The sequence below is a fragment of the Comamonas sp. HJ-2 genome (assembly GCF_053615495.1).
Map to the genome: position 1 here is coordinate 44730 of NZ_JBSIFD010000007.1, position 24065 is coordinate 68794.

18 protein-coding genes and 1 tRNA gene are annotated in these 24065 nt (G+C 62.5%); 8 read left to right on the forward strand and 11 right to left on the reverse strand.

What is annotated here, in order from left to right:
• Positions 1-70: 70 nt before the first annotated feature.
• A complete protein-coding gene (phoR, locus tag ACWGXF_RS07835; RefSeq protein WP_039048821.1) occupies positions 71-1447 on the forward strand; it encodes a phosphate regulon sensor histidine kinase PhoR in 1377 nt (458 codons plus the stop codon).
• Here the strand turns inward: phoR and ACWGXF_RS07840 are convergent.
• The 3 genes from ACWGXF_RS07840 to ACWGXF_RS07850 form a co-directional block, all read right to left on the reverse strand.
• Positions 1444-2817 carry an MATE family efflux transporter gene (locus tag ACWGXF_RS07840; protein ID WP_256630924.1) on the reverse strand — a complete coding sequence of 458 codons (1374 nt, stop codon included), beginning with the start codon at positions 2815-2817 and terminating at the stop codon, positions 1444-1446. The two genes, phoR and ACWGXF_RS07840, sit on opposite strands and share 4 nt — an antisense overlap.
• Positions 2814-4538, reverse strand: a complete 1725-nt coding sequence (locus ACWGXF_RS07845) for a hypothetical protein (RefSeq protein ID WP_202789007.1) — start codon at positions 4536-4538, stop codon at positions 2814-2816. Before ACWGXF_RS07845 ends, ACWGXF_RS07840 begins: the two co-directional genes overlap by 4 nt.
• A 175-nt stretch (positions 4539-4713) precedes the next feature.
• Positions 4714-4959 carry a type B 50S ribosomal protein L31 gene (locus ACWGXF_RS07850; RefSeq protein ID WP_003053459.1) on the reverse strand — a complete coding sequence of 82 codons (246 nt, stop codon included), beginning with the start codon at positions 4957-4959 and terminating at the stop codon, positions 4714-4716.
• Between the two features lie 356 nt (positions 4960-5315).
• Between ACWGXF_RS07850 and ACWGXF_RS07855 the strand changes: the two genes are divergently transcribed.
• The 5 genes from ACWGXF_RS07855 (at position 5316) to ACWGXF_RS07875 (ending at position 12468) form a co-directional block, all read left to right on the forward strand.
• The gene (locus tag ACWGXF_RS07855) at positions 5316-7019 is read left to right on the forward strand and encodes a PHA/PHB synthase family protein (protein WP_452101825.1); all 1704 of its coding nucleotides are present in this window, start codon (positions 5316-5318) and stop codon (positions 7017-7019) included.
• A gap of 87 nt (positions 7020-7106) precedes the next feature.
• The gene (locus ACWGXF_RS07860) at positions 7107-7580 is read left to right on the forward strand and encodes a phasin family protein (RefSeq protein WP_012839107.1); all 474 of its coding nucleotides are present in this window, start codon (positions 7107-7109) and stop codon (positions 7578-7580) included.
• A gap of 183 nt (positions 7581-7763) precedes the next feature.
• Positions 7764-10082, forward strand: a complete 2319-nt coding sequence (locus ACWGXF_RS07865; protein ID WP_452101826.1) for a DUF3141 domain-containing protein — start codon at positions 7764-7766, stop codon at positions 10080-10082.
• The gene (locus ACWGXF_RS07870) at positions 10079-11200 is read left to right on the forward strand and encodes a bifunctional enoyl-CoA hydratase/phosphate acetyltransferase (protein WP_256630922.1); all 1122 of its coding nucleotides are present in this window, start codon (positions 10079-10081) and stop codon (positions 11198-11200) included. The genes ACWGXF_RS07865 and ACWGXF_RS07870 overlap by 4 nt, the downstream gene beginning before the upstream one ends.
• A 71-nt stretch (positions 11201-11271) precedes the next feature.
• The gene (locus ACWGXF_RS07875) at positions 11272-12468 is read left to right on the forward strand and encodes an acetate/propionate family kinase (protein WP_039048846.1); all 1197 of its coding nucleotides are present in this window, start codon (positions 11272-11274) and stop codon (positions 12466-12468) included.
• A gap of 52 nt (positions 12469-12520) precedes the next feature.
• Here the strand turns inward: ACWGXF_RS07875 and ACWGXF_RS07880 are convergent, their stop codons facing one another.
• From ACWGXF_RS07880 to trxA, 7 genes are all read right to left on the reverse strand, one after another.
• Positions 12521-12811, reverse strand: coding sequence for a Pathogenicity locus (locus ACWGXF_RS07880; protein ID WP_052263545.1), 291 nt, complete (start codon positions 12809-12811; stop codon positions 12521-12523).
• 88 nt (positions 12812-12899) lie between these two features.
• Entirely contained in the window at positions 12900-14027 is a 1128-nt protein-coding gene (locus ACWGXF_RS07885) for an ABC transporter permease (protein ID WP_087865570.1), read from the reverse strand.
• A 159-nt stretch (positions 14028-14186) separates the two neighbouring features.
• Positions 14187-16973 (reverse strand): ribosome-associated ATPase/putative transporter RbbA, encoded by a 2787-nt coding sequence (gene rbbA, locus ACWGXF_RS07890; protein WP_256630920.1) that lies wholly within the window; start codon positions 16971-16973, stop codon positions 14187-14189.
• Positions 16974-16993: 20 nt separating this feature from the next.
• Positions 16994-18073: an HlyD family secretion protein gene (locus ACWGXF_RS07895; protein ID WP_452101827.1), complete on the reverse strand. Its 1080-nt coding sequence runs from the start codon at positions 18071-18073 to the stop codon at positions 16994-16996.
• A gap of 11 nt (positions 18074-18084) precedes the next feature.
• Positions 18085-19527 carry an efflux transporter outer membrane subunit gene (locus ACWGXF_RS07900; protein ID WP_202789014.1) on the reverse strand — a complete coding sequence of 481 codons (1443 nt, stop codon included), beginning with the start codon at positions 19525-19527 and terminating at the stop codon, positions 18085-18087.
• Positions 19528-19757: 230 nt separating this feature from the next.
• Positions 19758-21020 (reverse strand): transcription termination factor Rho, encoded by a 1263-nt coding sequence (rho, locus tag ACWGXF_RS07905; RefSeq protein ID WP_012839098.1) that lies wholly within the window; start codon positions 21018-21020, stop codon positions 19758-19760.
• A gap of 285 nt (positions 21021-21305) precedes the next feature.
• Entirely contained in the window at positions 21306-21635 is a 330-nt protein-coding gene (gene trxA / locus ACWGXF_RS07910) for a thioredoxin TrxA (RefSeq protein ID WP_003053480.1), read from the reverse strand.
• Positions 21636-21848: 213 nt separating this feature from the next.
• Between trxA and ACWGXF_RS07915 the strand changes: the two genes are divergently transcribed.
• Both ACWGXF_RS07915 and ACWGXF_RS07920 read left to right on the forward strand, forming a co-directional pair.
• Positions 21849-23135, forward strand: a complete 1287-nt coding sequence (locus ACWGXF_RS07915) for a TIGR03862 family flavoprotein (protein ID WP_256630918.1) — start codon at positions 21849-21851, stop codon at positions 23133-23135.
• A gap of 493 nt (positions 23136-23628) precedes the next feature.
• On the forward strand, positions 23629-23943 hold the full coding sequence (locus ACWGXF_RS07920; protein WP_003067300.1) for a hypothetical protein: 315 nt from the start codon (positions 23629-23631) through the stop codon (positions 23941-23943).
• 45 nt (positions 23944-23988) lie between these two features.
• Here the strand turns inward: ACWGXF_RS07920 and ACWGXF_RS07925 are convergent.
• Positions 23989-24064: transfer RNA gene (locus ACWGXF_RS07925), tRNA-Asn, on the reverse strand.
• Position 24065: the final 1 nt, after the last annotated feature.

Here is a 24065-nt window from a genome sequence, read left to right on the forward strand (position 1 = left end):
CCTCGGCCCGGCCTGGCTGGGTCGTCAAAAATCACAACTGAAAGCAAATATGGGGTGGCGTGGTTTTCGATTGTTGGCTTCTCAGGTCGCGGCAGCCATGGTGGTATGGCTGCTGTGGGCCTATCTCGTTGCACCCGGTGCGACGGTGCTGCAGCAATGCGTGGCGGCCATGACGGGCGCCTTGATCGGCGGCTGGATATGGTGGCTGGTGGACAGCTGGAATGGCGCGCGGCTGCTGCGCTGGCTGCGCCAGTCGGAGCTGGGCGCGGTGCCCAATCTGGCAGGGATCTGGGGCGAGGCCAGCGTGCGCATGCGCCGCTGGATTCGCCAGAGCGTGCAGCAGGTGCAGCAGGGCGACCAGCGGCTCAATGACATTCTGTCTGCCTTGCAGGCCAGTCCCAATGGTGTGGTCCTGCTCGATGCACAGGGCCGCATCGAATGGTGCAATCAGATTTCCGCCAAGCAGTTCGGCTTTGATGCCGAGCGCGATGTGCTGCAAAGCATCGGTAATCTGGTGCGAGATCCTCAGTTCAGTGCCTATTTTGCGGCGCAGGACTTCAGTCATGATCTGGTCATGCAGGGGCGCGAAAGCACACCTTCGCGGCCGGTCAAGCTGTCGGTGCAGCTCTACGGCTACGGTGAAGGGCGCAAGCTGCTGCTGGCGCGCGATGTGACGGCGCTGGAGCAAGCCGAGGCCATGCGCCGCGACTTCGTGGCCAATGTCTCGCACGAAATCCGCACGCCTCTGACCGTGCTGGCCGGTTTTGTCGAGACCCTGCAGAACCTGCCGCTCGAGGAAGACGAGCGCAGGCGCTATCTGGAGCTGATGGCCCAGCAGGCCGAGCGCATGCAGCATCTGGTGGAAGACTTGCTGACCCTGTCGCGCCTGGAGGGAAGCCCGCTGCCCAGCAACAATGACTGGGTGTCGGTGGCGCAACTGCTCAATCGCTGTGAGAACGAGGCTCGTGGCCTGTCCAATGCCTTGACGCGCAAGCAGGCCAAACCCCATGTGCTGAACTTTCCTGATGAGCAGGCGCTGCGGCAGGCCGGAGATCTGGCAGGCGCGAGTGCAGAGCTGCACAGTGCGTTTTCCAATCTGCTGGCCAATGCCATGCGCTACACGCCGGCTGGCGGGCAGATCGATGTGCGCTGGCAACTGCTGCCCGATGGATCGGCCCGCTTTGCCGTCAAGGACTCCGGCCCTGGCATCGACGAGAAGCATGTGTCGCGCCTGACGGAGCGCTTTTATCGCGTGGATCGCAGCCGCTCACGTGACACGGGCGGCACCGGCCTGGGGCTGGCCATCGTCAAGCATGTGCTGCAGCGGCATGGCGCAAGGCTCAGTATTGAGAGTGAGCTGGGCAAGGGTTCGGAATTCGCCGTCACCTTCCCGCCCAGCCGTGTGCGGGCAGTTGCAGAAGCGCCCGCCAAGGCACTTTCTCACTAGGAGGCTCCAGGCTGGGTCTGCGGCTTTGGAGGTCGTATGGCTCTGTGCAAAATGCTGCTGAAGGCCATGGCCGTGACAAACAGGGCCGCCGCGCTGCAAACCCAGAAGGGCATGGGCGTGGCCTGCCAGTCCAGCCAGCCTTCGGCTGCTTGCCATCGGTAGGTCAGCCAGTGGCCAAGGCCCAGGCCGCCGCCCCACAGCAGCAGGCAATAGATCATCAGAGGCGCCACGGTCACGCGATAGCAGCGCAGCACGAAAATGCAATAGGTCTGCACGCAGTCCGCCACATGGTATGCAGCCACGCAGATCAGCAGCCAGGACGTCATTGCCAGCACCCGCGGGGAGTCGGTGTAGATGTCTGCAATCCAGGTGCGAGCGATCAAGAGCGTAGCAGCTGTCGCAATACCGATGAGCAGAGCAAGCTTGAAACACTGTTGAATCAGTGTCCTGGCCTGGGCTTCGTCACCGGCGCCGCGCCAGTAGCTGACGCGGGCGCTGGTCGCAATGGCCAGAGACAGCGGCACCATATAGCAGATGGCGGCCAGATTGGCGGCGATCTGGTGGCTGGCGGACGAGAGCGAGCCCTGCCTTGCCACATACAGGGCCATGAGGGTGAAGGAGGTGACTTCCACCAGAATGGCCAGGCCTGCAGGAATGCCGAGGCGGCAGAAATGGCCCAGTTGCCGCCAGTCAGGGCGCTCCAGCTTCTGCCAAAGCGCTAGCGGAGCATAGAAATCCTGAGTGCGCATCAGCCACAGGGCCACGGCAAACATGGTGTAGTTGACCAGCAGCGTGGCCAGTGCGCAGCCCACTGCTCCCAGGGGCGCAAGCCCCAGCCCGCCAAAGGTGAACCAGATGGACAAGGGGATCTTGATCAGCAGCGAGATGAGTTGCAGCCAGGTGACCAGCTTGGGGTGGCCTAGCGCCTGGTTGAGCGCGCTGTAGATGCGAAACAGCAGCGCCGGTGGCAAGCCCCAGGCCAGTACGGCGAGATAGCGCTTGACCTCCAGTTGCAGTGCATCGGGCACATCAGTCCAGCGCAGCAGTGCGCCGGGCATGAGCAGCACCGCCATGCCGAGCACGCAGGCCAGCGCACACAGATACATGGACTGGCGCAGCGAATGACCTATGGCCAGGGGCTGACCGGCGCCGCGCTGCTCGGACCACAAGGGCAGAAGAGCCTGAAAAATGCCCATCAGCGAGGCATAGACGCTGATGAAAATGGCCGACCCTACGGAGAGGGCGGCCACGGCATCGTTGGAATAGCGGCTGGCCACGATGGTGTCGGTGGTGCCAAAGGCCATGACGGCCAGCTGCCCGGCCAGCACGGTGCCCGCATGCCGTCCTATGTACTGCAATTCGCCCTTCATGGGGCTTTGGGGCCGGTGTACTTGAGCAGTACCAGGACTTCCTTTTGGCCTGCCAGACGGGTGATGCGGCTGACTTCGCTCCAGCCCTGGCGCAGCTTGCGATTGTGATCGCCCGCCCAGCGGTCTGCGTCGACCAGCGCCCAGCCGCAGTCGCCGGGATTGCTGCGGCGCAATAGCGCCGTATCCACATGGGTGTAGTAGCGCACGGCCGCAATCTGCGAACGGCCCAGGCCGTAGGTCAGCACGCAGCTTGTGGCGCCGTTCTGCCTGAGTTCGCCGCCCAGCTGTGTCATCTGGAATTCATAGCTGCGAGCATGATCCAGCGGCTCCATCCAGAGTGTGGACAGCAGCACCCAGCTCAGTGTGGCGCCGCCGGCCGGAAGCACCAGGCTCTTCCAGATGGCTGCACGATTGCGCGAGGTGCGCCAGATCACCAGCACAAACCAGCCGGCAGTGGCGATCAACGCCACGATGACCGTGGGCCAGGAGATGCTGGCCTCGAATTGCGGAGCCAGACGCGCAATATTGGCGGCGATCTTGGGCGGGAATCCGGTCTGAAACGCCAGCCAGACCACCCAGATGGCAATCGCGGATGCCGTAAAGAACAGCAGCGTGAACCAGTCGATCAGCGCGCTGATGCTGCGGCGGAAAGTGGGCAGGGCGAAGGCGGCCAGGGTGGCGATGGCGGGAAGTCCCAGCAGCAGTGCCCGATCGGCCGGGGTGCTGCTCAGGCAGGCAGCCACCGGGACTGTGGCAAACAGCAGGGCGATGGACAGATGCGGGTTGTGGCCGGGGTAGGCAATCTGGCGGCGCCAGACCCACAGCGTCCACAAAGCCAGGGGCCAGGCAGGCCAGCAGAACCACAGCAGCAGTTGCAGCAGGGCATCCCAGTCCTTGAACGAGTCCACCAGATGCCAGACCCATTGATCCAGAGCCGTGGTCAGGCTTGCTGCGAGCACCGTGGCGGCCAGCCAGGCTGCGGCCCAGGCGCGGGCTTGACGGTGGGCGCGGCCGGGATTGTCGCCCCAACTGCGCTGTGTGAAGGCGATCACGCTGCCACCCAGTCCGAACAGTACGGAAAGAGTGGGGGCGCCGCTCAGGGCCAATCCCAGCAGGCCGAATAGCAGTGCCGCGGCTGACTTCCTGGGGTGATAGGCCATGGCCGCCGCTGCAAAAAACAGCAGTGCCGTGCAGCCCAGCTGCGTGACATAGCTGGTGGTTTCATGCGAGAGCTGCGCCAGGCCCAGGCAGGCAACCAGGGCCAGCAAAGCCGCATCGGCCATGGCGCGGGCATAGTCGATCAGCTGGGCTTCCCCGCCAAAGGCAAAGGCCACGGGCTGCGCCCCGGGGGTGCGTGCAAGGTAATAGGCTCCCCACCAGGTGGCGCCCAGGGTCACGATCAGCAAGGCGATGAAGGGCAGGCGCGCCGCCATCTCGGCGCCAAGCAGCCACTCGAAACCCTGCAAGGACAAGGCACCCAGCCAGTAGGGCAGCAGGCCGTCCATGCTGGGAGCCAGGCCCGAGAGCTTGGGGGCCAGCCAGTCGGTCTTGCCCAGCGCCAGCTCGCGCATATAGCCAAAGGCCTCCATATCGTTGGAGCGCCAGGGGCCACGCATGACAAAGCCGGGAATCACATAGGCCAGGCACAGCAAAAGCAGGGCCCAGCGCGGCAGGCGGCGTACAGCGCTTTGGGCAACGATGGCAGGTGTGGGCTGGTTCACGCAGTCAATCCGGTAGCGGCTGTGCGAATTTGCACGGCCAGATCAGGCGAAAGCGCTTGAGGTCAAAGCGCTTGGTGCTCCGATGATAGGAGCATTGGGATTCCGTGGGGCGGCACCCAAAAAAGAAAAAGGCAGCACGGTTGCCCGGGCTGCCTTTTCAGCAAAAAAGTAAGAATTACTTCTTGCCGAAGCGGTTGCGGAACTTCTCCACGCGGCCACCCATGTTGTCCACCGACTTTTGTGTGCCAGTGTAGAAGGGGTGCGATTCAGAAGTGGTATCCAGCTTGAACAGAGGGTACTCTTTACCTTCGAAGTTTTCGGTTTCCTTGGTGGAAACGCAAGAACGTGTCACGAACTTGAAGCCGTTGGACATGTCAACGAACAGAACTTCGCGGTAATTGGGGTGAATGCCTTCTTTCATGATCTTTCCTTTGGTCAAGTGCGGGAGCCGCACCAGCCTGTCCGGTGTACTTTCCGCATAAAAGCTCTCCATTATTGCACACAATGGGAAAACAGTACCGCATGCGTCAGCAGGCGGCGGTGTGCGTTCAGCTTGCAAACCATGGCCGATAGCTTCGGCGGAAGGCCCGATCCAGGCAAGGCTGCGGAGTTCTTCTAGCTGCGGCAGCCCGGTGTTTGGAGCCGGCTTGCGCATGCCGGAGCGCTTCCGGCTGCGAGAGCTTGATGTGGCTCAACTCCCGGCAGGGCGTGACTAGGCAACAACTTCTGCAGCGCATAAGATGTTGCGTTATTGCCATGCAGCAAAAAGGGGCCGCTATGGTTGACCGCGAGGCCGAAGCTCAGTTCAGTTCCAGCCAGCAGCTTGATCAAGCTGTGCGTGCGATGTGGGCGCAGCAGTGGCTGTCGGTTTCCCCCGAGTCCCAATGGCAGGCCTGGATGGATTGGGCCGGCAATCTTGCCATCAGCCCGGGCAAGCGTCTGGATCTGGCAAGGCTGGCGCTGGAGGAATGGGTCAGGCTTTGTTATGGCGGGCCACAGACGCAGGAGGCGGAGCGTCTCTTTCAGGCTCCTGAATGGGGGCAATGGCCGTTCAATGTCATCAGTGCGGGCTTTGCTGCTCAGCAGCGCTGGTGGCAGGCCGCCACCCAAGGTGTTCCGGGTGTTGAAAGACATCACGAGCGTCTGGTCGGGTTCTGGAGCAGGCAGTGGCTGGATATGCTTTCGCCCGCGAATTTTTTTGCCACCAATCCGATAGTTCTGGAACGTACCGTCAAAGAGGGCGGGGCGAATCTGGTGCGTGGCTTCCAGTACCTGATGGAAGATGTGCATGCGCAGCTGGCAAACAAGCCGCCTGCAGGCTGCGAGGGGTATCAGGTGGGGCGCGATGTGGCCGTCACCGCTGGCAAGGTGGTGCTGCGCAACCAGCTGATGGAGCTGATCCAGTACGCGCCGACAACCGACAAGGTCCATCCCGAGCCGGTATTGATCATGCCGGCCTGGATCATGAAGTACTACATCCTGGATCTTTCGCCACACAATTCGCTGATCAAGTATCTGGTCGATCAGGGGCATACGGTGTTCTGCGTCTCCTGGAAGAACCCTGATGCCGGCGATCGAGATCTGGGCATGGACGACTATATCCAGCTGGGCTGGCGCGCTGCGCTGGATGTCGTCACGGCCATCGTGCCGGGGCAGAAGGTGCATGCCGCAGGCTATTGTCTGGGCGGAACCTTGCTGGCCATTGCGGCAGCCGCGATGGCGCGCGATGGAGACGAGCGTCTGGCATCGATGACCTTGCTGGCCGCGCAGACCGATTTCACCGAACCCGGCGAGCTGGCGCTGTTCATCGACGAAGCGCAGGTCAGCCTGCTTGAGGCCCAGATGGCCCAGCAAGGCTATCTGCGCGCCGATCAGATGGCGGGCGCATTCCTGATGCTGCGCTCCCATGATCTGCTGTGGTCACGCATGGTCAATCAATACCTGCTGGGCGAGCGGGCACCGATGAGCGATCTCATGGCCTGGAATGCCGACGCCACGCGCATGCCTGCCAGGATGCACTCGCAATACCTGCGCCGTCTGTTTCTGAATAACGATCTCAGTGAAAGCCGCTATCCGGTCGATGGCAAGCCGGTCTCGCTTCTCAATCTGCAAGTGTCCATCTTCTGCGTGGGAACGCTCACCGATCATGTAGCGCCTTGGCAATCGGTATTCAAACTGCACCACCACACTGCGGCTGAAGTCACCTTTGTGCTGACGAGTGGCGGCCACAACGCCGGCATTGTCAGCGAGCCCGGTCATCCGCGACGCCGCTATCAGTTGCTCACTCGGCCTGTCGGCGCTCAGGACATTGTCGCCCAGCAGTGGCAGCAAGAGGCCGAGCAGAGCCAAGGCTCCTGGTGGCCGGCATGGGACGAGTGGCTCAAAAACAGATCCGGCACACCGACAGCCCCGCCGCGCATGGGCGGCACGAGCGGCGGGCCCTTGTATGACGCTCCGGGCCAGTACGTGCTCGGGCATTGAGTTTTCAACAGCCGTTTGGTCACGGTGATATGCCGGACGGTCCGCCAGCCTCTCGATAGGCACCACCATCACCATAGGGAGAACGATATGAGCATTCAAGCGACCCCCCTGAATCTGTTCAAGGCCAATGCCGAGCTGCAACTGCGCATCGCTCAGCTTATGCGTGAAAGTGGCCATCGCTGGCTGGCAGCCGCGCAGCAGACCAGTGCTGCAGGCATCAGTGAAACCACGGCGGAACTGCAAAGCCTGCTGCGTGCCGAAGACTGGCAATCACTGGCCAGCCTGCCCGCCGAGGCTTTCATGCGCAGGCTCGAAGACCGCATGAGCGATGCCAAGAGCGCCAGCGATATCGCGATCAAGAACCAGCAGGCTTTTGCCAGCGGTCTGCAGCAGGCCCTGGAGGCCTGGCAAAAATCTGTGGCCGAGGCCCTGCGTGCCGACGGCGCGTCCAATCTGCCCGCTTTGCCGCTGCAGGACATCTTCAAGCAATGGCTGTCGGCCTGGACGCCGGCAACTCAGGACCCCGCTCAGGCCAAGAGCGGCAAAGCGGCGCAGAAGTAGGCAACAGGCTGGCGCAGCTTCAGCTAAAGACGGCGGCGCTGCCGCCTGCGGGCCGGCTGGTCAGCTGGCCCTCCATTGCAAAAAATCCGATGTTTTCGGCGTTTTGTGGTGAACCATAAAGCGCTGGGAGCTATTGTTTTTGAATCTTCTTGAGCGAGAAGATTGTGACTTCGGGAGCACGACATGAGCAAACCCAGCGGGGCCGGTCCGTCGACCAACGGGTCTGTTGATCCTTTTGCGTGGTGGAGGGCTGCCGGGGCCTATGCGTTGGACGCCGCTCAACGTGCCGTGCTGTATGCCGACATCGAGCGGCAGGTGGGCGACCAGTACCGGACCCAGCGTGAGGCCAGGATGCCGAACGTGCTGCATTTCCCCGCGGAACTCGTGATGTCGGGGCTGGACCTTCCGAGACCTGTCAACTATGGCCTGGTGCGCATTCAGGCGTCCGAAGACCGGCCTGCCGACCCCGCCAAGCGTCCGTTCGTCGTGATAGATCCACGCGCCGGGCATGGCCCGGGCATAGGTGGCTTCAAGCCCCATAGCGAGATCGGCGCTGCGCTGGAGGCTGGTCACCCTTGCTACTTCGTCGGTTTTCTGCCTGATCCCGTACCTGGTCAGACGGTGGAAGATGTGATGCGCGCCGAGGCCGCGTTCATGCGTCGCGTGGCCGAGCTTCACCCCGAGAGTGAGGGCAAGCCGGCGGTCATCGGCAACTGCCAGGCGGGCTGGCAGATCCTGATGACTGCCGCTGTCTGGCCCGAGCTGTTCGGGCCCATCATTGTTGCCGGAGCGCCCCTGTCGTACTGGGCTGGCGACAATCCCATGCGTTATTCGGGCGGGCTCCTCGGGGGCAGCTGGATGACGGCTCTTGCCAGCGATCTGGGTAACGGCCGCTTCGACGGCGCCCATCTGGTGCAGAACTTCGAGCAGCTCGATCCGGCCAACACGCTGTGGAGCAAGCAGTACAAGGTCTATGCGAATGCCGACACCGAAGCCGAGCGCTATATAGACTTCGAGAAATACTGGGGTGGCTATGTCTTCCTCAACGATGTGGAGATGCAGTACATCGTCGACAATCTGTTCATAGGCAACAGGCTGTCGACGGCCCAGTTGCTGACATCGGACGGGGTGCGCATCGATCTGCGCAATATCCGCTCGCCTATCCTGGTGTTCTGCTCCTATGGCGACAACATCACGCCGCCGGCCCAGGCTCTGGGCTGGATCACCGATTTGTACGCCAGCGACGACGACGTGCGCGCTCATGACCAGACCATCATCTTCAGCACGCACGACAGCATCGGTCATCTGGGCATCTTTGTTTCGGGTGCGGTCGGCAGCAAACAGCACCGCAAGTTCGCCAGTGCCATCGAGCAGATCAATCTGCTGCCGGCAGGCATCTACCGCGCCAGCGTGGACGATGCCACGAAGCAGGAGCAAAAGCTGCTCCATGATCCTTATCTGCTGAGCATCCGTGCCAGCGGCATCGATGAGGTGCGCGATATCGTCAAGCCCGATCCCGAGTCCGATCGCCGTTTTGACGCAGCGGCCCGGGTATCCGACATCAACCTGGCTCTGTATCGCAGCATATGGCAACCCTGGGTGCGTGCGCTGAGCACTTCCCAATCGGCGCACTGGTTGCAGACCTTGCATCCCATGCGCCTGCAATTCGAGGCCTGGAGCAGCCAGCACCCGCTGGCTTGCCTGATACGCAGCAGCGCCGAATTCATACGCGGACATCGGCAGCCTGTGGATGAGGCCAATCCCTGGCTGCACATGCAGCAGCGGTGCTCGGCCGCACTGGATCGCGCTCTCGATGATTTCCGCGACCGGCGCGACCACATCTACGCCCTGTGGTTCGACATGCTCTATGGCTCGCCGCTCATGCAGGCGCTGGCTGGACATGCTTATGGCGAGAGCGCGGCAGTGCGCCAGCATCCTGGCTCCACCCCCGAGCATCTGGTGCTGATGGCGGGCAGGCAGCGACAGATCGAGAGCAGTGTGGATCAAGGGGGCGTGCTCGAAGCCACGCTGCGAGGCTTGCTGAGCGTGCTGTCCCGGCGTCCCGCGGTGGACGAGCGCTACTACCACCTGGCTGCGCAATTGCTGGAGCAGCAAGCGCCTGGGCGCTGGAGTCTGACCGAGCTGCGAGCCGCCATCCGCGAGCAGACCCTGGTGATGAGGCAATGCGGCAGCGCCGCCATCGAAGCCATTCCAGGCCTGCTGAAGAACACGCCTGCCGACACCATCCGCAAGGCCGGCGAAGCCATCACCCAGATGGCAGCCATCGATAAGGAGCCCGGCGCGGAGGATGATGCCGTGAGACATGCCTTGCAGCAGGTGCAGGCCTTGTTCGAGCAGGCCGCACTGGCGCAGCAGCCCCGGATCCAGGAGCCTCTGGAGCTGGCGCCGGCTCCAGTGCAGACTCCTGCAGCTCCCCAGCGGGCTGCGGCTGCTGCGCGACGTAAACCGGCCGCACCACGCGGCAAGAAAGGAGTGCGATGAGTCAACCGAGCCCAGACATGACGCTGCAGCCGTTTGAGGGCATAAACGTCGGCGACAGCCTGCGCGTCACCGTTGCCTCCCGTGACGCGGGCACGCTGACGCTGCTCTGCGCCCACGATGCGCAGCCCCGGCAGCCAGCCTCGCAGCAAGCGGTTTCCATGCCATCAGGCGGCGCAGCACAGCCGCTTGACGTTACCTCACATCACGGCCTGACCCGGCTGCTGGCGGCTGTCAAGGAACTGCCGCCGGTTCGCGTGGGGGTCGTCCATCCCTGCGATGCCACCAGCCTGTCCGCCGCGCTTGATGCGCATCGGCTGGGGCTGATCGAGCCGGTCCTGATCGCTCCGCGCGCCAGGCTCGAAGCGATTGCGCTGGCGCAGGGGTTCGAGCTGCAGGGCCTGCGCATCGAGGACGTGCCGCACAGTCATGCAGCAGCCGAGCGTGGTGCCAGACTTGCCGCCAGCGGCGAAGTCGAGGCACTGATGAAAGGCAGCCTGCACACCGACGAGCTGATGGCGGCTGTTGTTGCCGGCAGTGCCGGGTTGCGCACCAAGAGGCGTGTCAGCCATTGCTTTGTGTTGCAGACGGCCAGCTACCCACGCCCCTTCATCGTCACCGACGCTGCCATCAACCTGGCCCCCGATCTGTTGCAGAAGGCCGATATCGCGCGCAATGCCATCGAGCTGGCACAGGTTCTGGGTGTGGCAAGGCCCAGGCTCGCCATCCTTGCCGCCGTCGAGACGGTCAACCCCAACATGCCCGCGACACTGGATGCTGCTGCACTGTGCAAGATGGCCGACCGGGGCCAGATCACAGGGGGCGTGCTGGACGGACCGCTGGCTTTCGACAATGCAGTCTCCATCGAGGCCGCGCGTACCAAGGGCATCACTTCGCCAGTGGCCGGTCAGGCCGACATCCTGCTGGTGCCCGATCTGGAAAGCGGCAATATGCTGGCCAAGCAGCTCATGTACCTGGGCGGTGCTGCCAGCGCAGGCATCGTGCTTGGCGCCAAGGTGCCCATCGTGCTGACCAGCCGCGCGGATTCGCGCGAATCCCGCATTGCATCCTGTGCGATTGCGCTGCTGCTCGCACATCACTACCGGCAGACGCCGCCCTGAAATACATGGCCGATGGCACCGGACTGGCAAACGCTGCAGTCTCTGTCCCGTCGGCAGACAAAGGCCCTGGCATGAGCAATTCCGTCATCATCGTCCTGAACTGCGGCTCCTCGAGCATCAAGTTCGCCGTATTCGAGGCCGCTCACCCGCTGCCGCGCAAGCCTCTGTGGAATGGCAAGGTGCAGGGGATTGGCGGGCCCGGTCCCGACTTCGGAGAAACCGGCGTCCAGCCCTTTGCCATTGAACTGGACACAGAGCATCCGTATCGCGATGCGCTGCGCATCATCCGCGAGCGCATCACGGCTCGGCTCGAGGACCGGCCCGTGGCGGCGATCGCCCATCGGGTGGTGCATGGCGGCAGCAAGTATTTCGAGTCCATCCGCATCGATGCAGGCGTGCTGCGAGACTTGCGCAGCTATGTGCCGCTGGCACCGCTGCATCAGCCGTTTGCGCTGGAGGCCATCGAGATCCTGTTGCGCGAGCGGCCCGACATCGTGCAGATTGCCTGCTTTGATACCGGCTTTCATCACAGCCTGCCCAAGGTGGAGCAGATCCTGCCACTGCCCTACGAATGGTGGCAGCGCGGCGTGCGCCGCTATGGCTTTCACGGACTTTCGTATGCCTATATGGCGACCGCGCTGGCCGAGCGTCATGGCGACAGGGCCAGGGGGCGCACCATCGTCGCCCATCTCGGCAGCGGCGCCAGTCTGTGCGGCATGCAGCAGCTGCAAAGCGTGGCGACCACCATGGGCTTCTCGGCCCTGGACGGATTGATGATGGGCACCCGCACCGGGGCGTTGGACCCGGGGGCCGTGCTCTATCTGATGGAGATCGAAAAGCTGACGCTTCAAGAGGTAGGGCGTCTGCTCTATCACGACTCGGGGCTGCTGGGCGTGTCGGGCATCTCGTCCGAGCCGCGCGTGATCCTGCGCCATGTCCGGGATTCAGGTGAGGCTGGCGAGCGGGCGCGCATCGCGCTGGACCTCTTTGTACGCCGCATCGTGCGCGAGATCGGTTCTCTGGTCGCTGCGCTGGGCGGGCTGGACATGCTGGTGTTCACGGCGGGCATTGGCGAGCACAGCGAGGAGATTCGCGCCCGCGTCTGCGCCGATCTGGCATGGCTGGGCCTGGGGCTGGATGACCAGGCCAATGCAGCCCATGCACCAGTCATCTCATCCGCAGACAGCCGGGTACTGGTGGGGGTTGAACCCACGAATGAGGAGTGGGTGGCCGCTCGCGATACGGTGCGAATTCTCGCGGATTCATAGTCATCTTGATGCGCATCGAGTGGCGGCCGGGCTTGAAACGCCATGCAGATATTCATGGCGGCACAGAGCTGAGGTTGGACGGTTGTGTGCCGGCTTCGCTCTCTTGCGCCGGACACTGCCTGGCCGCATCGATGCTTGCCTGGATGGCCGAGCGTGCCTGAGGGCTGTTCTTCCAGCAGCTGGAGCCGGTGAGGGCCGAGGCCTTGGCGACGATGTCCAGGGCGTTGGCCTGACGCAACTGCGCAAATGAGCCGTAGCCAAGGGATTCCAGCCGGCTCAGTACCGTTGGGCCCACGCCTTTGAGGGCAAGCAGTGATTGGCGTTCTTCAGTGGTGAATGGCATGGGCCGAGGCTTTGGGGTTGGAAGGAAAAAACTTTCAGCCGAAACCGGCGATACGCCCTCCATGGATGCTGCGGCGCCCGGCCAGAACTCAGGCCATGCTCGACAAGGTTTTTCTGAACCGCATCAACGACAGCCAGAACAGCACGGCGCCGATTCCCGCCAGCCACAGAAAGGGCTTCCACACGGTTTCTATGCCGGCGCCGCGATACAGAATCGCCTGACCCAGCTCCACAAAATGCGTGGTGGGAGCGAACAGCATCACATCCTGCACCAGCTGGGGCATGGATTCGCGGGGTGTCATGCCGCCAGACAGCAATTGCAGCGGCAGCAGCGTCAACACCATCAGCAGGCCGAACTGCGGCATGCTGCGCGCAACAGTGGCCAGAAAGATGCCCATGGCCGTGGTTGCGAACAGGCACAGGGCCGAGCCTGCCATGAACAGCAGCAGACTGCCTTCGATGGGCACCTTGAGCGCGCCGCGCACGACCAGATTGAGCGAGACACCTGCCGCCAGCAGCACCACGGCTCCCATGGACCAGACCTTGGCCAGCATGATCTCGGTCGGCGTCACGGGCATGACCAGCAGATGCTCGATGGTGCCATGCTCGCGCTCGCGGATCAGCGCCGCGCCCGTGAGGATGATGGAGAGCATGGTGACGTTGTTGATGATCTGCATCAGTCCGCCGAACCATATCTTGTTCAGTCCGGGGTTGAAGCGGGCGCGCAGCTCCAGGTCCACGGGCAGTGCGCTGGCTCCCCGGTGACGCTGCACGAACTCGTTGACTTCGGCCAGCACGATCTGCTGCACGTATCCGCTGCCGGAGAACGCCTGGCTCATGCGCGTGGCATCCACGTTCAGCTGCAGCTCGGCCTTTCTGCCGGCCAGCACATCGCGCTGGAAGTTGGGAGGAATGGTCAGCGAGAAGGTGAAGTCACCTGCATCCAGCCCGGGATCCACATGGCTGAAATCCACCATCTGCGGCGGCATGAACTGAGGCGGGTAGAACGCCGAGCTGATGCGTGCGGACAGCGGCGACTGGTCTTCGTCGACGATGGCAATCGGCGCCTTGTGCAGCGTATCGGGCATGGCCGTGGCCGCGGTGTACACCGAGGCCGTGAAGGTGTAGACGATGAGCACCAGCATCACCGGATCGCGCCACAGGCTCCACAGTTCCTTGACGCCCAGGCGCCAGATATTTTTCAGGCTATGCAACATCGCAAAAATCCAAGATGTGCCGTGAAGCAGAAGATGCTTTGAACAAGCGCAGGCCCAACGCTGAGACACCGAGCAAGGGCCGCCCCGCAGCGAAGGTGTCGTCCCCCTCCCACGAAGTGAGAGAGGGGGAAGCTGCGCAGCAGCTCAGGGGGAGCTTCATCACTTCTCCTGCTTGGGCAGAGCCCAGATGGCCACGCCCATGATCACGGGAACGGCGATCAGCAGCGGCAGCAAGGTAGGCGCCAGATCGTGCAGGCCCAGCGCCTTGTTGAAGACGCCGCGGCTGATGGCGAACATATAGGTGGCAGGGTAGATCTCGCCGATCCAGCGACCGGCGCCTTCGAGCGAGGACACCGGATCGGTCAGCCCCGAGAACTGCGTGGCCGGAATCAAGGTGCCCAGCATGGCAAAGAACATGGCGGCAATCTGGCTGCTGGTGACGGCAGAGGCCAGCAGTCCCATGCCTGTGGCAATGACGCTGAAGAGCAGGGCGGCCATGACGAGCAGGGGAAAGCTGCCGGTCATGGGCACGCCGAACACGAATACCGCCATGGCGCACATCAGAAAGAAGTTCAGCATGGCCAGCACCACATAAGGCAGCTGCTTGCCCAGCAGAAACTCGATGCGGGTCACGGGAGTGACGTACAGATTCACGATGGAGCCCAGCTCCTTTTCGCGCACCACGGCCAGGGCCGTGAGCATGGCGGGCAGCATCATCAGCAGCAGCGGAATCACAGCCGGCACCATGGCGGGCAGGCTTTTCACATCGGGGTTGTAGCGAAAGCGGGTTTCCAGGCTGACCTGGCTGGCCAGCTGCACGCCCAGTCGCTCGCGCGCCTGCTGCACCAGCCACAGCTGGTGCATGGCCTGGACATAGCCTTTGACGGTCTCGCCGCGCTGGGGCATGGCGCCGTCGAACCAGGCACCCACGGCAACCTTCGAGCCGCGCAGCACATCACGGCCAAAACCGGGCGGTATCTCTATGGCCAGCGCCAGCTCGCCGCTCTTCATGCGCCGGTCCAGGTCCGCGTAGTCCTGGATGGGAGGCATTTCAATGAAATAGCGCGAGCCTGCGAGATTGTTCACATAGTTCTGGCTGATGGTGCTCTGGTCGCGGTCGAGCACGGCAAACTTCAGGTCTTCGACGTCCATGCTGATGCCGAAGCCGATCACCACCATCAGCACCAGCGAGCCCACCAGAGCCAGGGTGGCGCGCACGGGATCGCGCTGCAGCTCCAGCGACTCGCGCCACAGATAGCTCCACAAGCGTTGCAGGCTGAAGTCAGGGCCTTTGTGCGCGTCGGAAACAGGAGCTTGCTGCGCTTTATCTGTATTAGTATCAGATACTTTTGATGCTGAAGATAAGGCTGAGTCAGCGGTGGCAGCTTCTTTTTTGATATCAAGCACGGGCGCTGCCTCGCCCGAGGCCTCGACCAGATAGCCGATGAAGGCCTCCTCCAGTGTGGCCGCGCCGCGCTTGGCGGTCAGTGCTGCCGGCCTGTCGCTGTCCAGCACCTTGCCCGCATGCATCATGGACATGCGGTCGCAGCGCTCGGCTTCGTTCATGAAGTGCGTGGAGATGAAGATGGTCACGCGGTCGCGGCGCGAGAGCTCGATCAGCAAGCGCCAGAACTGATCGCGAGCCACGGGGTCCACGCCCGAGGTGGGCTCGTCGAGGATCAGCAGCTCCGGCTTGTGCACCATGGCCACGGCCAGAGACAGGCGCTGGCGCATGCCCAGCGGAATATTGCCGGGCAGCGTCTCGCGCACTTCGGTGAGGCCGAAGCGGGTAAGCATTTCCTCGACCCGCGCGGGAATCTCGGTCGGATCCACGTGGAAGAGTTCGGCGTGCAGCACCAGGTTCTGCAGCACGGTCAGCTCGCCGTAGAGCGAGAAGGCCTGCGACATATAGCCCACGCGCCGGCGCGTGGCCACATCATGCGGATCGATCTTCTTGCCAAACAGCCAGGCATCGCCCTCGCTGGCAGGCAGCAGCCCGGTCAGCATCTTCATGGTGGTCGATTTGCCGCATCCGTTGGAGCCCAGAAAGCCGAAGATCTCGCCACGACGAATGCGGAAATTCACGTGGTCCACGGCCACGAAATCGCCAAAGCGCATGGTGAGATCACGCGCCTCGATGGCGATGTCGTCATCGCTGGTCTGCAGCGGCGGGATCACCACGGCGGCATGGCCGCGCTTTTTTTCCTCGGGCAGCAGGGCGATGAAGGCGGCCTCCAGCGCCGGCATGCCGGTGCGCTCCAGCAACTCGGCGGGGGTGCCGGTGGCCAGAATCAGGCCATCATCCATGGCAGCCAGCCAATCGAATCGCTGGGCCTCGTCCATATAGGCCGTAGCCACGATCACGCTCATCTGCGGGCGCTGGCCGCGGATGCGGTTGATCAGATCCCAGAACTGCGCGCGCGCCAGCGGGTCCACGCCGGTCGTGGGCTCGTCCAGAATCAGCAGGTCGGGGTCGTGGATGAGGGCGCAGCACAGCGCCAGCTTCTGCTTCATGCCGCCCGAGAGCTTGCCAGCAGGGCGGGAGAGGAATTTCTGCAGTCCGGTGCTCTGGGTCAGATCGTCGATGCGCGCCCGGCGCTCGGCCGCGTCATGGCCGAAAAGGCGGCCGAAGAACTGCAGATTCTCTTCCACCGACAGTGTGGGGTAGAGGTTCTTGCCCAGGCCCTGAGGCATGTAGGCAATGCGGGGGCAGACGGCATCGCGGTGCTTTTTGCTGCGCATGTCGCCGTCAAGCACCTGTATCTCGCCGCCCTGCAGGGCACGCGCGCCGGCAATCAAAGACAACAGGCTTGACTTGCCCACGCCGTCAGGGCCGATCAGGCCGACCATGATGCCTGCAGGAATCTCCAGGCTCAGTCCGCGCAGCGCCTGCGTCTTGCCGTAGGCGAGCGTCACATCGCGCAAGGTGGCTACATGCTGGGTCATGGCAAATGGGGTCGCAACGTTCACGAGGCCGAAGCGTCGCCGGTGCGCAGTTCCAGCTTGGCCGGCCATTCGCGCTCTTTATCGAGCTTGATCCAGGCCACACCGGGCAGGCCTGTCTTGACTTGAGTCAGGTGCTTTTGCAGCAGGTCCGGTGCAATACGTGCCTTGACGCGGAACATCAGCTTCTGTCTTTCGCTGGCCGTCTCCACGGTCTTGGGTGTGAACTGGGCGGTGCTGGCGACAAAGGACACCTGAGCCGGAATCACATATTGCGGAGCCGCATCCAGCACGATGCGCACCTCGGTGCCAAGGGCCACTCGGCCTGCCACGGTCTCGGGCAGGAAGAAGCTGATGTAGACGTCCGAGACATCCACCATGTTCAGCACCTTGCCGCCTGCGCCGATCACCTCGCCGGGCTGGGCCAGTCGGTATTGCACGCGGCCATCGCGCGGGGCGGTGAGTTCGCTGTCCTTCACATCGGCGTCGATGCGCTGGACGGTGGCGGCAGCGGCCGTCACCGCCGATTCCGCACCTATGGTCTGGGCCTTGGCAGCGTCGATGGCCGCCTTGGCGGCCGTGGCCTGTGCCTGGGAAGCCTTGAGCGCAGCCTGGGCGCCACGCACGCGGGCCCGGTCGTCGTCCAGTTCCTGCTCCGATGAAGCACCTTCGCGTGCCAGTGTCTCGGAGCGCTTGACGCGGCGCAGCGCTGCATCCAGCTCGGCTTCGCGCTGGGCCACCGTGGCCATGGTGGCAGCGTACTGGCTTTCGCGTAGCGCGATTTCGGCACGCGCCGAGGTCACTGCATGAGAGGCGCGCTCGCGGCCCGCAATGGCTTCGCGCTGCTGGGCCTGCAGGCTCTCGATCTGCATGCGCGCCAGTGGCTGACCGGCTTTCACGAACTCGCCTTCCTGCACCAGGATTTCTGCGATGCGGCCGGCGTATTTGGTGGCGACGTCGATTTCGGTGGCTTCGATGCGGCCGTTGCCGCTGACCAGGCCTTCGGAGGCCTGTGCGCTGCGCCATTGCTGCCAGCCATAGGCGCCCAGGGCGGCGGCGGCAGCGATGAGCGCGGCGATGGTCAATTTCTTGTTCATGGACATGGATTCGCAGGTCAAGGTTGGAGGGCTGCAGGGCTGGGGGTGCTGCTCTGGCCTTGAGCAAAGTAGCCTCCACCCAAAGCGGCATAGAGAGCGACCTGGGTGGACAGCAGGGCCTCGCGGCCCTGAACCAGTTGCTGCTCGGCACTCAGCAGGTCGCGTTCGGCATCCAGCACATCGAGATAGGGCGAGGCTCCCTGGTCATAGCGCAGCCGGGCCAGTCGGGCGCGTTCCTTGAGTGCAGCGCGCTGCTCGGTCAGCACCACGAGCTGCTGTTCGAGCATGGTGCGGCTGGACAGCGCGTCCAGCACTTCGCGCATTGCTGTCTCTATGGTTTTTTCGTACTGGACGATCGCCATATTCTGTCGCACGGCCTGCAGATTCAGGTTGGCCTGGCGCTGGCCGCCGTCAAAGATCGGCAGCGAGATCGTGGGAGCAAACTGCCAGGCACGGCTACCGCTTCTGAACAGGCCGTCGAGTTCGGCGCTGGCCGTGCCCCAGCTGCCGGTCAGCGCGATACGGGGCAGAAACGCGGCGCGTGCGGCGGCCACATTGGCCTTGGCCGCCTGCAGCCCGTACTCGGCGGCAATGATGTCGGGGCGCTGTGTCAGCAGATCGGACGGCAGGCCTTCGGGAATGGGTTTCAGGATCACGGCGGTGGAGCTGCTTTGCGGCAAGCGGTCTGCATCCATCCCCGTGAGCTGCTGCAGTGCATTGGCCTGCAGCGCGCGTTGCTGTGCCAGCTGGGTACCTATGGCCTTGGCCTGGTGAACCAGAGTCTGTACCTGCGTGAGCGCATAGCGAGAGGTGGAGCCCACCTCGGTGCGGCGCTTGAAGATGCGCAGCGATTCCTCTCGGCTGGCAATCGTGCGCTGGGTCAGGGCCAGGCGCTCATCCAGACTGCGCAGAGCCAGATAATTCAGTGCGACCTGCTTGACGAGACTGGATTGAACCGCATGTTGCGTGGCATCCAGCGCCAGATAATTGCCCAAAGCAGCCTCGCTGAGACTTTTGACACGGCCCCAAAGATCGAGTTCCCAGCTGTTGAGGCCGACAAAGACTTGCTGATCGCCGGCGACGACGGAGCGGCCGCTGGCGTTGAGGTCGGCGGGAACACGTGCTCTGCCATGACTGCTGCCCAGGCCGATCGTCGGCAGTCGCGCAGCACTCTGTATGTCATAGGCAGCCTGGGCCTCCTGCACACGCAGCAATGCAAGGCGCTGGTCCTGATTGTGGGCAAGAGCTGCGCGAATCAGTTCCTGCAGATTTTGGTCAAGGTAGAAGTCTTGCCAGGCAATCGATGCCGTATTTGCTGGCGCAGCGTTCTCTTGTTTTTTTGTCCACTCCTGAGGCCACTTGTCCGGCAGCTTGGCCTGGGCCTGTGGCTGCAGCATCGGCACCGTCGGGCTGCAGGCTGCCAGCGCTGTCAGCAATGTGGCTGCTGCCAGCAGGCGCATCGGTGTGGTGTTGTAGGGTGGTGTGCGATTTGCTGAAGGGGCCATGAATGCAGAACCTGCGACTTGAAAGCTTTTGGCTTCCGGTTATCGCAAGATTTGTATAGATGTGTATCCCTAGTATTGGGGGGCGGCTCGCAATTCAGTTTGAGCTAGGTCAAGCAATGGAGTCAAGCGCCAGAAACAACAAAGCCCCGCGAGGCGGGGCTTTGTTGTTTCGGTGCACGAAGGGCTTAGCCGCCGCGACGCATCATGTCGAAGAACTCCACATTGTTCTTGGTGGCTTTCATGTTCTTGATCATGAGTTCCATGGACTCGATCTCGTCCATGTTGTACATGAACTGACGCAGGATGCGGGTCTTCTGCAGGATCTCGGGAGGCAGCAGCAACTCTTCACGGCGGGTGCCGCTCTTGTTGAGCTCGATGGCCGGGAAGACTCGCTTCTCGTAGAGGCGACGATTCAGGTGCAGTTCGCTGTTGCCCGTGCCCTTGAATTCTTCAAAGATCACTTCGTCCATGCGGCTGCCGGTGTCGACCAGTGCAGTGGCGATGATGGTCAGGGAGCCACCTTCTTCCACATTGCGGGCGGCGCCGAAGAAGCGCTTGGGGCGCTGCAGGGCGTTGGAGTCCACACCGCCGGACAGCACCTTGCCCGACGAGGGCACGACGTTGTTGTAGGCGCGGGCCAGACGGGTGATGGAGTCCAGCAGGATGACCACATCCTTGCCCAGCTCCACCAGGCGCTTGGCGCGCTCGATCACCATCTCGGCGACATGCACGTGGCGGGTGGCAGGCTCGTCGAAGGTGGAGGCGATGATTTCGCCCTTGACCGAGCGCTGCATTTCCGTCACTTCTTCGGGGCGCTCGTCCACCAGCAGCACCATCAGGTGCACATCGGGGTGATTGGCGGTGATGGCGTGCGCAATGCTCTGCATCATCATGGTCTTGCCGCTCTTGGGCGGCGCCACGATCAGCGCGCGCTGGCCGCGGCCGATGGGGGCGATGATGTCGATGATGCGGCCGGTGATGTTCTCTTCGCCCTTGATGTCGCGCTCCAGGCGCATCTGTTCCTTGGGGAACAGAGGGGTCAGGTTTTCAAACAGCACCTTGTGCTTGTTTTGCTCGGGCGAATTGCCATTGACCTTGTCGAGCTTGGTCAGTGCGAAGTAGCGCTCGCCATCCTTGGGGATGCGCACTTCGCCTTCGATCATGTCGCCGGTGTGCAGGTTGAAGCGGCGCACCTGGCTGGGCGAGATGTAGATATCGTCGGTGCTGGCGGTGTAGCTGGTATCGGGGCTACGCAGAAAGCCGAAGCCATCGGGCAGGATTTCCAGCACGCCGTCGGCAAAGACCTGTTCACCGGCCTTGGCGCGCTTTTTGATGATGGCGAACATCAGTTCCTGCTTGCGCATGCGACCGACGTTTTCGATCTCAAGCGCTTCGGCCTGCTTCAAGACTTCAGACACGTGCAGTGCCTTGAGTTCATTAAGGTGCATGAAATGACTCCAAGCGTGGAGTGAGAATAACCAGGGGGGGAGGCGTAGAGCCTAACGAGACACTGTGAAAGTGGGCAGGCTTGCCTGAAGAAAATCCAGCGCGGTCCCATGCGGTGGCCGGCGGTTCATACATTATGACAGGAAAACTGACGCAGCTTGCAAGCAATTTATCGAGGACTTGTCATCTGCAACCTGTGCGGGGTCTGTAGCAGATGCAAATGGGCGTGGGCAGCGGGTGCCCAGAAGCAAACAGAGCTCCATTGGGAGCTCTGTTTGTTGAATGCATCAGATGTGCTGGTCGAGGAAGGCGGACAGTTGCGTCTTGTTCAGAGCGCCAACCTTGGTGGCGGCCAGCTGGCCGTCCTTGAACAACATCAATGTGGGAATGCCGCGAATGCCGAACTTGGCAGGGATCTCACGGTTTTCGTCCACATTCATCTTGGCGATCTGCACCTTGCCTTTGTAGCCTTCGGCCACATCGTCCAAGATGGGGGCGATCATCTTGCAAGGGCCGCACCATTCAGCCCAGTAATCCACCAGCACGGTCGTGCCGGGTTGCAGTACGTCAGACTCAAAGCTTGCATCCGTGATGTGCTTGATCAATTCGCTGGCCATTTGTAGTCCTGGATTTTCTTGAATCAAAAAGGTAGGCGGTCTATTCGCCTAGTGAGTTGATTGTGACAGAAACTCATCTCCCGCCACGGTGTGTGGCTGGTTGTTTGCAGCTATCGCGCTAATAGTGCCCGCAATATTGCAGAAATGCCGTCGGTGGTATTCTGCGCACCCTTTGGCGGCCGGTGGCTGCCGGCAGATTGAGGTGGTAGAAGTATGAGTGTCTCGGAGCCCTTGATGGCCGATTCCGAATGGGTCTGTGATGTGGCTGTGATCGGTGCCGGGCCTGCGGGCTTGATGGCAGCCGAGCAATTGGCAAAGGCCGGCTTGTCGGTCAGAGTGTTCGAGGCGAAAGCCTCGGCGGCTCGCAAATTCCTCATGGCCGGCAAAGGCGGCCTCAATCTTACGCACTCCGAGGAGTTCTCGAGCTTTGTCACTCGCTATGGCTGCCGCTCTGCAGATTTGACTCCCTGGCTCGAAAAGTGGGGTGCGAGCGAACTTCAGGCCTGGGTCAAAGAGCTGGGTTTTGATACCTTTGTGGGGACATCCGGAAGAGTGTTCCCTGCGGATATGAAGGCAGCGCCGCTGTTGCGTGCCTGGCTGGTGCGTATGAAGTCGCAGGGCGTGCAGTTTCATATGCGTCACCGCTGGGTCGGCTGGGCAGAGGATGGCAAGCCCGTTCTTCAGACAGAAAGTGCCAGGGTCAAGATTGGCTGCAAAGCTTTGGTGCTGGCGACGGGCGGCGGCAGCTGGGCGCGTCTGGGCTCGGACGGCGCTTGGGTTTCGCTGCTGCAGGACAAGGGGGTGGGCATTGCCCCGTTGCAGGCGGCCAACTGTGGCTTTGATGTGGGCTGGCCGCAAGGGCGTGAAGCCGGCTGGAGCGAGGTCTTTGCTCAGCGCTTTGCCGGGCAGCCGTTCAAGTCGGTGGTTTTGAAGTTTGCGGACCAGCAAGGTGCCGGCTTTGAGCGTCAGGGTGAATTTGTTGCGACGCAGACCGGGGTGGAGGGGAGTCTGATCTATGCTGTCTCCTCCCTGTTGCGGGACTGCATTGCCCGCCAGGGCGCTGCGCGCTTCGAGCTGGATCTGTTGCCGCAGTGGAGTGCGGAGCGTGTGGAGCAGGAGGTGATGCGGCCGCGCGGCTCGCGCAGTCTCAGCAGTCATCTCAAAGGGCGTCTGGGGCTTGATGGCATCAAGGCGGGTTTGCTGTATGAGGTGCTTGGCAAGGATGGCATGGCAGACATGAAGCGCCTGGCATCCACGATCAAGGCGGTGCCTTTGACGGTGATCGCGCCGCGCCCCATCGATGAGGCCATCAGCACTGCAGGCGGAGTTCGTCTGGAGGCTCTGGATGCGCGGGGGATGTGTGCCGCTCTGCCTGGCGTCTTCTGTGCAGGAGAAATGCTGGACTGGGAGGCCCCCACGGGCGGTTATCTGCTCACGGCCTGTATGTCCTCTGGTGTTCATGTGGCCGAAGGGGTGCTGAGCTTCCTGCAGGACAACTGACTCGCGAGCTTGTGCTTGTCTGCGGGGCGAGGGACGCAGCATTGAACTCTGGGGCGATCCCGTCTTGATGGCGGGTGTTCTTGCCTGCCGCAGCCCATGGGCGGGCTGGGGTTGGCAGCAGGTGGGCATTGCTATTGCTATTTGGGCAGGCGGCGGTCGGCATCGAGCTGGGCCCCGGAGCATGGCTGCCATGAAGATCCTCAATCCGAGGGGAAGGTCTTTGCCCGTCGGGCAATGCAGGGGCTACCGGAAATACCCGAACAATGTGTCTGATTGACTCTTGAGTTGGGCTTTGTGACAGGATGGCAGTGTCTCAAGCCCTGTCTGGCGCCGGCTTTGGGTAGGCGGCCGCAAGTGGCGGGCGCCCCTCCTACGAGGCGAACTCTTGCTGTGGGACAGATGTCTTGAACCGGAGACATTACGCTGGCAACATTGCTCCATCGGTTGAGGAGTCGTGACGGATTTGCGTTGTTACCGGAAAAGGAGGTTGGACATGTTTTTCGGCAAGATCTTCGGTTTTGGACGTTCCGAACCGCGCTATATCCGCCGTACGCGTGCCTATCTGCAAGAGGCGCGCATGGCTGTTCTGGAGCACACTATCGCGGCAGAGTACTACCAGTCCTCCGCTCAGATGTACGCCGAACGTGCTGCCCGACTGGAAGATGAATTGCGAGCCTGGGAGCAGGGCGAGCAGCATATTCCCGTGGTGCCGCATCACTATCCCTATGTCCCTCACTCTGCACACAAGGCCGTCGCCGTGGATGCGCCGCCCGTGGGTGCTTCGGTGGGCGTGGTGAGAGCTGCCTGAGCAGATAAAAGAAAAAGCCTGTATGAATGCATACAGGCTTTTGAATGGCTCCTCAACCTGGGCTCGAACCAGGGACCTACGGATTAACAGTCCGGCGCTCTACCGACTGAGCTATTGAGGAA

Coding starts and splice junctions, on each gene's coding strand:
- ACWGXF_RS07840 (WP_256630924.1), bottom strand. CDS start 2,817: ATGAAGGGCGAATTGCAGTACATAGGACGGCATGCGGGCACCGTGCTG.
- ACWGXF_RS07850 (WP_003053459.1), bottom strand. CDS start 4,959: ATGAAAGAAGGCATTCACCCCAATTACCGCGAAGTTCTGTTCGTTGAC.
- ACWGXF_RS07855 (WP_452101825.1), top strand. CDS start 5,316: ATGGTTGACCGCGAGGCCGAAGCTCAGTTCAGTTCCAGCCAGCAGCTT.
- ACWGXF_RS07860 (WP_012839107.1), top strand. CDS start 7,107: ATGAGCATTCAAGCGACCCCCCTGAATCTGTTCAAGGCCAATGCCGAG.
- ACWGXF_RS07865 (WP_452101826.1), top strand. CDS start 7,764: ATGAGCAAACCCAGCGGGGCCGGTCCGTCGACCAACGGGTCTGTTGAT.
- ACWGXF_RS07870 (WP_256630922.1), top strand. CDS start 10,079: ATGAGTCAACCGAGCCCAGACATGACGCTGCAGCCGTTTGAGGGCATA.
- ACWGXF_RS07875 (WP_039048846.1), top strand. CDS start 11,272: ATGAGCAATTCCGTCATCATCGTCCTGAACTGCGGCTCCTCGAGCATC.
- ACWGXF_RS07880 (WP_052263545.1), bottom strand. CDS start 12,811: ATGCCATTCACCACTGAAGAACGCCAATCACTGCTTGCCCTCAAAGGC.
- ACWGXF_RS07885 (WP_087865570.1), bottom strand. CDS start 14,027: ATGTTGCATAGCCTGAAAAATATCTGGCGCCTGGGCGTCAAGGAACTG.
- rbbA (WP_256630920.1), bottom strand. CDS start 16,973: ATGACCCAGCATGTAGCCACCTTGCGCGATGTGACGCTCGCCTACGGC.
- ACWGXF_RS07895 (WP_452101827.1), bottom strand. CDS start 18,073: ATGTCCATGAACAAGAAATTGACCATCGCCGCGCTCATCGCTGCCGCC.
- ACWGXF_RS07900 (WP_202789014.1), bottom strand. CDS start 19,527: ATGCGCCTGCTGGCAGCAGCCACATTGCTGACAGCGCTGGCAGCCTGC.
- rho (WP_012839098.1), bottom strand. CDS start 21,020: ATGCACCTTAATGAACTCAAGGCACTGCACGTGTCTGAAGTCTTGAAG.
- trxA (WP_003053480.1), bottom strand. CDS start 21,635: ATGGCCAGCGAATTGATCAAGCACATCACGGATGCAAGCTTTGAGTCT.
- ACWGXF_RS07915 (WP_256630918.1), top strand. CDS start 21,849: ATGAGTGTCTCGGAGCCCTTGATGGCCGATTCCGAATGGGTCTGTGAT.
- ACWGXF_RS07920 (WP_003067300.1), top strand. CDS start 23,629: ATGTTTTTCGGCAAGATCTTCGGTTTTGGACGTTCCGAACCGCGCTAT.